6 protein-coding genes are annotated in these 8,253 nt (G+C 61.1%); 1 reads left to right on the forward strand and 5 read right to left on the reverse strand.

Annotated elements, in window-relative coordinates:
- Positions 1 to 74 precede the first annotated feature (74 nt).
- The 4 genes from D1641_RS13925 to D1641_RS13940 all read right to left on the reverse strand — a co-directional run bounded on the left by D1641_RS13925 (position 75) and on the right by D1641_RS13940 (position 6,486).
- Complete coding sequence (locus D1641_RS13925) at positions 75 to 1,313, reverse strand: ABC transporter permease (RefSeq protein ID WP_160666708.1); 1,239 nt, start codon at positions 1,311 to 1,313, stop codon at positions 75 to 77.
- The gene (locus tag D1641_RS13930) at positions 1,310 to 2,008 is read right to left on the reverse strand and encodes an ABC transporter ATP-binding protein (protein WP_160666710.1); all 699 of its coding nucleotides are present in this window, start codon (positions 2,006 to 2,008) and stop codon (positions 1,310 to 1,312) included. Before D1641_RS13930 ends, D1641_RS13925 begins: the two co-directional genes overlap by 4 nt.
- A 12-nt stretch (positions 2,009 to 2,020) precedes the next feature.
- Complete coding sequence (locus tag D1641_RS13935) at positions 2,021 to 3,733, reverse strand: HlyD family efflux transporter periplasmic adaptor subunit (protein WP_160666712.1); 1,713 nt, start codon at positions 3,731 to 3,733, stop codon at positions 2,021 to 2,023.
- Between the two features lie 224 nt (positions 3,734 to 3,957).
- Positions 3,958 to 6,486: a UvrD-helicase domain-containing protein gene (locus D1641_RS13940; protein WP_160666714.1), complete on the reverse strand. Its 2,529-nt coding sequence runs from the start codon at positions 6,484 to 6,486 to the stop codon at positions 3,958 to 3,960.
- Positions 6,487 to 6,956: 470 nt separating this feature from the next.
- On the opposite strand from D1641_RS13940, the gene D1641_RS13945 reads away from it, so the two are divergent.
- Positions 6,957 to 7,589 carry a hypothetical protein gene (locus D1641_RS13945; protein ID WP_160666715.1) on the forward strand — a complete coding sequence of 211 codons (633 nt, stop codon included), beginning with the start codon at positions 6,957 to 6,959 and terminating at the stop codon, positions 7,587 to 7,589.
- Between the two features lie 56 nt (positions 7,590 to 7,645).
- Here the strand turns inward: D1641_RS13945 and D1641_RS13950 are convergent, their stop codons facing one another.
- Complete coding sequence (locus D1641_RS13950) at positions 7,646 to 7,897, reverse strand: AbrB/MazE/SpoVT family DNA-binding domain-containing protein (RefSeq protein WP_160666717.1); 252 nt, start codon at positions 7,895 to 7,897, stop codon at positions 7,646 to 7,648.
- Positions 7,898 to 8,253 lie beyond the last annotated feature (356 nt).

The following is an 8,253-nucleotide window of genomic DNA, read 5'->3' on the forward strand; positions in this document are numbered from 1 at the left end:
GACCCCGGCCCACCGTTTTTAACGCTTCATTGGTTTCCAGAACGGCGCGCCGGGTCGTCGCGCCCTACAAAATGTCACTCCGCCCGCAGGGCCACCACCGGCTGCAGGCCGGAGGCCTTCACCGCCGGATACATGCCGAAGATGATGCCCAGCACCACCGAGAAGAGGAAGGCCCCCAGCACGATGCCCTGGTCGGGCCAGAGGATCATGCCGTCCAGGAGGAACTTCCCGGCGATGAGGGAGCCCATGCAGCCGAAGATGATGCCCAGAATACCCCCAATGCCGCAGATGACGGCGGCCTCGATCAAAAACTGGGCGATGATGGACCGGCGCTCCGCGCCAATGGCCTTGCGGATGCCGATCTCCCGGGTGCGCTCGGTGACGGTGACCAGCATGATGTTCATAATGCCGATGCCGCCCACCAGCAGGGAGATGGCGGCGATGCCGCCCATGACCAGGGTCTGCATCCTGGCCGACTCCTGGGCACTCTGCTGCCAGTCGTTATTGGTGTTGGCGTAACCGTAGCCGTCCCACTGGTTGCCATTCTCGTCCGTGGGGAACATCCCGTTCAGGAAGTTCTGGACCCGGGCGGTCACCTCGCTGGTGGCCGAGCTGGAGGTACACTTGATCCTCCAGTCCGAGATGGTCTGGTTTTTATTCAGGGTCCGGTTGACGGTGTAGGGCAGGAGGAGCACATTGTCTATCCCCGAATAATCCTCCTCAATATTCTTGGCCTGATACCAGCCGATGACAAGATAAGGCAGACCGTTGATGGTGATGGTCTCCCCCACGGGGCTGGTATAGTTAAAGAGCTTCTCCTTCAGCCCGCCCCCCAGGACACAGACGCTGTTCTCCTTCTCAATGTCCAGGAAGGACAGCTCCCGGCCCTCGGCCAGCTCGTAGTCGTTGCATAGCCCGTAGGACTCGTTGCCCAGCACCACCTGGATTCGGTCCTTCCAGTCGTCCCAGTTTTGGGTGGAGTAGGTCTTGCCGCCGTAGCGGACAATCATCTCGCCCCACAGGTTTATGACAGGTGAGATGCCCACCACCAGCTTCTTGTCCAGGGCGGCTACATACTCGTTGATGATGGCGTCCATATCCTGGCCGGTATTGGAGTAGGCGTAGACGTCCACGATGTTGTTGCCCATGGCCTCCATCCATTCCATCTGCTTCTTGTTCTGACCGGACACCACCGACACCATGATGACCACCGAGGCCACACCGATGATGATGCCCAGCATGGTGAGAAAGGACCGGGTCTTTTTCATGGCGATGGACTTGAAGGCCATCTTAAAGGCCTGTACCAGATTCATACTGCGGCCGCCTCCTTTCCCCGCTCGTCCGAGACGATCTTTCCGTCGGTCAGCCGCACCCGGCGCCTGGCCTGGGCGGCGATGCCGTCGTCATGGGTGATGAGGATGATGGTGGAGCCCTCGCCGTTCAGCTCCCGGAGGATCTCCAGCACGTGCCGGCCCGTCTTGGAGTCCAGGGCGCCGGTAGGCTCGTCGGCCATGATGATGGGGGGGCGGGTGGCGATGGCCCGGGCGATAGCAACCCGCTGCTGCTGGCCGCCCGACATCTCCGAGGGCCGGTGGTGGGCCCGGTCGGCCATGCCCACCCGGGCCAGGGCCTCCATGGCCCGGTCCTCTCGCTCGAAAACGGAGATGCCCTGATAGATCAGGGGCAGGGTTACGTTCTCCAGGGCGTCCAGCTCCTGGATCAGGTTGTAGCCCTGGAAGATGAAGCCGATCTCCCGGTTGCGGATGCGGGCAAGCTGACGGTCGCTCAGATCGGTGACCTCGGTGCCGTCCAGCAGGTAGGTGCCGTAGGTGGGGATGTCCAGACAGCCCAGCACGTTCATCATGGTGGACTTGCCCGAGCCCGACTGGCCCACAATGGCCACGAACTCCCCCCGGTCAATGGTGAGGGAGACCCCGTCCAGGGCCCGGACCTCGCTCTCCTTCCCCTCGTTGTATATCTTGAAGATATCCTGTATTTCGATCAGCATGGCGCGGCCCCCTTACCCGATCATGAGGCCGCCGCCCATGCCGTCCTCCTGACCGGAGCCCCAGCCGGTAAAGACGATGGTGTCCACCTCCAGGCCCTCGGTAATCTCGCAGTTATAGACGTCGGACAGGCCGGTGGTGACGGGAACGGGCCAGAATCCGTCGGCGGAGGTGGGCAGTTTTCCCCCCTCTCCCTCTCCCAGAGAGGACGGATCAATCTCCACCGCGTTGTCCGGCTTGGAATCGGCCTGAATAAAGACCACGGTGCGGGCCTCTCCGTTGACGTCGTTCACCCGCTTGATGCACTGGTTGGGCACGGTGATGCAGTCCACCGACTCGGCGGTGACCAGCTTGTAGTTCAGCCAGGAGCCGTTGTAGATGGTGCCTCCCGAGTTGTCCACCTCCAGGGTGACGGGGTAGGTGGTGGTGCCGGTGCCCACCTCGCCCTGCATGGCCACGTTGGTGACGGTGCCCATCACCGGGTTGCCGTAGTCATCGGTAAGCTCCATGGTCATGCCCGCCTGAATAAAGCCGATGTTCCGGCTGTCCACCTGGATATCCACCACCATGGTGGTGGTGTTGGAGATGGTGATGACCGTATCCCCCTCCTTCACGTTTTGGCCGGGCTCCAGGGTGCAGGAGAAAACCTGGCCGTCGATGGGGGCCACGGCGTTGAAGTTGTCCATAGCCTCGGTGGCCTTGTCCAGCTCCACCTGCTGGTTCTGAATCTTCTCGTCAATGGTGGAGGACCCCAGATACAGCAGCTCCTCTCCCTCCCGGACATTGGCGTAGTTGAGCAGGTTCCCCTGGCCTATGATCGGGCCGGAGGCCTTGCTCAGGATCTCCCGGGTCTCGTAAAACTGGGTCTGGCCGTTCTGATAGGGATAGATCTCCGAGCCATCGGCGGCGGTGAGGACGGCGGCAGCGTCCATCCCCTCGGTGAGGGTGCCCGGGTTGTCAAAGACGATGACCACCTCAAAGTGGACCGCCCCCTCGGGGGAGATGTAGCTGACCTTGTTGACCTTCTCCACATGGCCGGTGAAGGAGCGCATCACGGCGGGGACTGTCACCTGGACCGACTGGCCCGCCCGGACGTCGTGCTCATAGGCGTAGCTGAAGTAGAGGGACAGCTTCAGCTTTCTGTCGTTGACCAGGGTGGCCACCTTGGCACCCACGCTCACCTCCTGGTCGGGCTGGAACTCCTGCACATCCATCAGCTTGCCGGCAAAGGGGGCCCGGACCGTGAGGTTGTTGGCCTCCTCCAGCAGCTTGTTCATCTCCTCCTGGGCCTTCTGCAGGTTGTCCCGGGCGGCCTGGCTGTCGATGGTGTACAGCTCTTGGCCGGCGAAGACGGTCTGACCCACGGTGACGTAGACCTCATCCACCGTGCCGGCGGCGTTCAGGGTGATGGCCGCCGACTCCTTGGGTACGGCGGTGCCGTAGCCCTGGACCACGCTCTGGATGGTGTTGATCCGGGCCACATCGGTCAGCGGCTTGCTCGTCGCGCTGTCCTCCCGGAACACTAAGTACCACATTCCAAAGCCGGCTCCGCCCACAATCGCCGCAATCACCGCCAAGGCGATGAGGCGCTTGATCATCTTTTTCTTTCCCTTCCCCGCCGGCTTCTTTACCGGCGGTCTGGGAGGGGCGGCGGGCGCGGGCTGGCTGGTCTGAGCTGCCTCCTGGGCAGGGGCGGCGGCCTGTGTTGTATCCTTTACTTCTGGCATAGCGGCTTCCTCCTATTTTAACGAGCCCGCCTGTCGGGCTGACTATGTTGTCCATCATATTTGATTATAGGCCCTTCGGCCGTGACAAAGCAATTACAAGGCGGTTACAAAAGCTTAAAATTCTTTTAAGGAACAGCCTCTAAACGGCTTCGCCTCTTACCTCGATACCATTCTCTATATATAGACGCACGGGCCGGGAAAAAGTTCCGGCCCGCACAAAAAATTTACAGCTTGTTCATATGCGCCGCCGCAGCCTTGAGCATCAGCCGCTTGGTGCCCACATTGTCGAAGGCGATTTCCACCAGGGCGTCCCCTCCCATAGCCTGGACAGACAGCACCATGCCCCTTCCAAAGGCCTTGTGGTTCACTGTGTCGCCCTTGGAGAGCTGGAGGGAGGCGGATGTGCCTTGTAGGGGGCGACGACCCGGCGCCCCAACCGCGGAGGTATGTCCCTGGGGGCGGGCCGTACCATCGGGGATACGTCCGTTTGAACGCGGCGCGCCGAGGTCGTCGCGCCCTACACGCCCCGCCCCATAGGCGGGCCGCTGGCCGCCGTATCCGCCGTAGCCCGACGACCGGCTGGGCATCCCTCCCCAGCTCTCCGCCGGGTCGGACAGGAAGCTCTTGCCCGACCGCTCCAGGTGCTCCGGGGGGATCTCCTCCACAAACCGGGAGGGCCGGTTGGAGCTGGTGCGGCCGAAGAGCATCCGCTGGTTGGCGCAGGTGAGGCAGAGCTGCTCCTTGGCCCTGGTCATAGCCACGTAGCACAGCCGGCGCTCCTCCTCCATCTCCTCCGCCTCGCCGATGGCCCGGATACCGGGGAAGATGCCCTCCTCCGCCCCCACTACAAAGACCACAGGGAACTCCAGCCCCTTGGCGGCGTGCATGGTCATCATCACCACGCAATCCTGAGAGGGATCGTGGCTGTCGATGTCTGTGTACAGGGCGATCTCGTCCAGGAAGTTGTGCAGGGCCTCAATCAGGCTCTCCTCCGGATTGGCCCGGTTTTCCAGATAGCTGTTGATGGAGGTGAGCAGCTCCCGCACGTTCTCCAGGCGGGTGCGGTCCTCCACGGTGTTTTTGGTCTCCAGCATAACAGCGTAGCCAGTGCGGGCCAGCAGCTCCTCATAGAACTCCGGCAGGGTGAGGGTGTTCTCCGCCAGGAGCCGGTAGAGCTCCTGAATCAGCCCGGTGAACTCCCCCAGCTTTTTGGAGGCTTTTTGCAGCTCGGGGTAGAGGGCGGCGTTGTCAATGACGGCGTAGAAGGAGGACTCCTCCCGCCGGGCCAGCTCCTGGGCGGTCTCCACCGTTTTGGCTCCGATGCCCCGGGGGGGATTGTTGATAATCCGGGTGAGACGCAGGTCGTCCTCCGGGTTGTCCAGCACGGCCAGATAGGCCAGCACGTCCTTCACCTCCGCCCGGTCGAAGAACCGGGTGCCCCCGATGATCCGGTAGGGGACGCCATTGCGCTTGAAGGCCTGCTCAATCTGGTTGGACTGGGCGTTCATCCGGTAGAGCACGGCGTGGTCCTTCCATCGCCTCCCCTGGCCATAGTTCTCCAGGATTTTGGCGGCCACGTACTGCCCCTCGTCGTTCTCATTCATGGCGGTATACAGGCGGAGCAGCTCCCCCGCCCCCGCCCGGGTCCACAGCTCCTTGCCCTTCCTGCCCTGGTTGTTGCGGATGACGGCGTTGGCGGCGTCCAGGATATGTCCGCTGGAGCGGTAGTTCTCCTCCAGGCGGATGACCCGGGCCCCCTTGTACTGCTTCTCAAAGGACAGAATATTCTCGATGGTGGCCCCCCGGAAGCGGTAGATGGACTGGTCATCGTCGCCGACGACGCAGAAGTTCTCATACCCCCCCGCCAGGGTGGAGGCCAGCAGGTATTGCAGGTTGTTGGTGTCCTGATACTCGTCGATGAGGACATAGCGGAATTTTTTCTGGTAGTAGGCCCGCACCTCCTCAAAGCCCTGCAAAAGCCGGACGGTGTGGAGGATGATGTCGTCAAAGTCCAGGGCGTTGGCCTCCCACAGCCGGCGCTGGTACTCCATGTACACGTTGGCGATTTTGGTCAGCCGGAAATCCTCCGAGGCCTTGCACTCGGCCAAAAACTCCGGAGCCAGCTTCATGGCGTCCTTGGCCCGGGAGATATATCCCAGCATCGACCGCGGGGCGAACTGCTTGTCGTCCATGTTCAGCTCCTTGAGGATGTCCTTCACCACCCGGAGGGAGTCGCCGGTGTCATAGATGGTGAAGGAGGAGGAGAAGCCCAGCTTGTCGATGTCCCGGCGGAGGATGCGCACGCAGGCGGAGTGAAAGGTGGAGGCCCAGATATCGTTGGCGGAGGGGCCCAGCATCTTGGCCAGCCGGTCCTTCAGCTCCCCGGCGGCCTTGTTGGTAAAGGTGATGGCCAGGATGGTCCAGGGGGCGGCGGGGTCCAGGCGGCACAGTCTCTCCTGCCGGGCCTTGTCCCCCCGGCCTGTCTTGGCGTACTCCTCCAGAAAGGCCAGGTCGTCCCCGGTGACAGACTCGGGGACCTCCTCGCAGTCGGAGCCCCGACCGTACTTCATCAGGTTGGCAATACGGTGGATGAGCACTGTGGTCTTGCCGCTTCCCGCCCCCGCCAGCAGGAGGAGAGGGCCCTCCGTCGCCAGGGCGGCCTTTTGCTGCTCCGGGTTCAGGCGGGCGAAATCCCGGGCAATGGCCTCCCGGCGGGCCTTGCAGAATCGTAGCTCCTGTTGGTGGTTCAACATATGTATAACATCCTTCGGTTTCAGTCTTTCGTCCCCCGCAGGTCCAAGGCCCCTTTTGAAAGGGGCTGTCAGCCGAAGGCTGACTGAGGATTGTGTTTTGCGCAGCAAAACGTGCGAAGCAAATCAGCTTTCAGTAAGACTTGTTTCCTTCGTACATTTTGGCTTCGCCAAAATGCAATCCTCCGTCACGGCCTTTCAGGCCGTGCCACCTCCTTTCAAAAGGAGGCTTTTTCGCCTGCGGGCGGGACGGGAGTTTTTCTCCATTGTACCCCAAACCCGCCCCCGGGTCAACCGGAGAAAAAAGCGGTCATACTTCCCCCCTGGGCCGAATAGGTTACAAATGTGGACGGGCTCGGGAAAAACGCTACCAATTTGTAACCAATTTTTCACTGGCCCGTAACAGGTTCGATAAGAAGGTAACAGAACGGGCGTGCTATACTAAAAGCACAACAGGGAAAGGAGGTCTCCTCATGAAAAAATTTCTTTTGACCGCTGTGATTGCCTCGATGCTCATCGTCCCGCTTGGCAATACGGCCCTGGCCGGCCACGAGGAGGCCCCGGCTCCCGTCCAGGTCCAGGAGTTTCTTCCCGGAGACGTCCCCGCTGAGACCGGCGCCGCCGAGACCATGCTCCCCGCCGTTCACGGCCTGGTGCTGGCCCTGCTGAACCACGACGCCCGGGTTTTGGACCTGAGCGACGGCACGCTGGCCTGGGAGGGGCTGTACAACATGCTCTCCCTCTATGGCCAGCTGGACAGCCGCACCAGCTCAGACAATGGTGAGCTCTTCCTCCCCGAGGAGACGGTGCGGGACTACGCCGCCGCCCTGGAGCTGGATGTAGACAGCCTGCCCCCCCTGCCTGCCGAACTGCGGGACCGCATCAACTACGACAACGTCTCCCGCTGCTACGTGCTCTTCCGGGGGGAGGACGATCAGGCCCGGCTCCAGCTGGACAGCGCCGTCTCCGGCCAGAGCGGTCTGGTCCTCACCGGCGCCCTGATCTATGAGGTAGACGGCCAGGTTCTGACCCGGTTCCAGGCCACCCTCCAGCCTCAGGACAGCATGTTCGGCTTCTCCATCCGCGCCCTGACTATCACGGGCTGAATCCAACAAAAAACAGCCTCTCTTCTTTTTGGAGAGAGGCTGTTTTTTGTTCCTTGTTACCTGCGGAACGCGGAATCCATCTCCCGGAAACACCGGGGGCAGACGTTCTTGCCCCGGAACTCAACGATGTCCTTCTCGTTGTCACAGAAGATGCAGGCGGGCTGAAATTTCTTCAGCACAATGGATGGGCCATCCATGTAAATTTCCAAGGAATCCTTCTCCTCGATATCCAGGGTTCGGCGCAGCTCGATCGGCAGTACGATGCGGCCCAATTCATCTACCTTGCGGACAATGCCAGTGGATTTCATGTAATTTCCTCCTTTTTCATCTATTTTAGATTCGTTGTTCCATTGTCGTCGTCATTATTTTTTGCATTCCCTATTGTATCGAGAAAAAAATACTCTGTCAACTGTTTCAATTAGGCAATTTAAGTCAAAAAGTGTAAAATTTTTGTGGAAAAAGAGGAGAAAGCTTGCATATTCTGCGGGGCCGATATTTTCCCTCTGCATATCGTTCCAGCTTTTACCATATATATTGGGACAAGGGAGGGGAGCGGTTTTGACTATGACAGTCATCTGGACAGGGATGGTGGCCGCGGCGGTGCTGTGCGGACTGGCCACGGGACAGGGGCCGGCGGTGGCCGCAGCGGCGGCGGAGGGCGCCT

Source organism: Colidextribacter sp. OB.20 (genome assembly GCF_009911595.1).
Lineage (GTDB): Bacteria > Bacillota > Clostridia > Oscillospirales > Oscillospiraceae > Lawsonibacter.